The 931-nt window shown below is 70.5% G+C and carries 1 protein-coding gene and 1 pseudogene; both read right to left on the reverse strand.

Annotation, left to right across the window (positions count from 1 at the left end; genetic code table 11):
* On the reverse strand, positions 1 to 789 hold a 789-nt coding region (gene cobA, locus EN780_RS35370), incomplete at its 3' end, for a uroporphyrinogen-III C-methyltransferase (protein WP_128276547.1).
* Positions 786 to 931: pseudogene (locus EN780_RS35375) on the reverse strand (precorrin-4 C(11)-methyltransferase); the annotation flags it as partial. The pseudogene EN780_RS35375 and the gene cobA, both read right to left, overlap by 4 nt.

The following is a 931-nucleotide window of genomic DNA, read 5'->3' on the forward strand; positions in this document are numbered from 1 at the left end:
CATGGCGACGATGCCGCCGGCGCTGATCGTCGTCGGCGGGGCGAGCCCGGCGGCCGCGGCTTCCTCGGCGATGGTGGCGAGCGTGGCGACGACGATGCGCTCCTGCGGCGTCGTCGCGGAAACGATCACCGCCGCCGGCGTCGACGGCGCCAGGCCGCCCTCCAGCAGCGAAGCCGCGATCCGCGGCAGGTTGGCCATGCCCATATAGATGACGACCGGCTGGCCGGTGCGGGCGATCGCCGCCCAGTCGAGATCGTCCTCGGTGCCGGCGGCGTGGCCTGTGGCCAGGATGACCGCCTTGTTGATGCCGCGCATGGTGGCGGGGATGCCGGTGGCGGCGAGCGCGCTCAGCCCGGAGGTCAGGCCGGACAGCACGCGGAAAGGAATAGCCTCCCGCGCCAGCGCCAAAGCCTCTTCGCCGCCGCGTCCAAAGATGTAGGGGTCGCCGCCCTTGAGACGGACGACGCGGCGTCCCTCGCGGGCCAGCCGCACCAGCAAAGCGGTGATGTCGTCCTGCTTCATCGACGGCTGGCCGCCGCGTTTGCCGGCATAGAAGAGCTCGGCGCTTTCGGCGACCGCGACGATATCGGGCGAGACCAGCGCGTCGTAGACGAGCGCGTCGCATTGCCCGAGCGCGGCCAGCACTTCGAGCGTCAGGCAGCCGGGATCGCCGGGGCCGGCGCCGGCCAGCCAGACATGGCCGGGCTCCAGCGCACGCGGCTTGAAGTTCAGCCGCGCCAGCGCCTGCTCCACCGTGGCCCGTCCGTTTCTGTTGGTGCTGCCGTTCACAATCCGTCCCGTCCGCGAAAACGCCGCTGGTAGTGGGCGTCGTAAAGTGAGCTTTCGCCGAAATCCTGAACCGCGAGCGCGCTGCCGACAAAGATGATCGCCGTGCGTTCCATCGGGTTTTCCGCCAGCTGCGCCTCGATGG

This window comes from Mesorhizobium sp. M4B.F.Ca.ET.089.01.1.1 (assembly GCF_004022605.1).
Lineage (GTDB): Bacteria > Pseudomonadota > Alphaproteobacteria > Rhizobiales > Rhizobiaceae > Mesorhizobium > Mesorhizobium abyssinicae.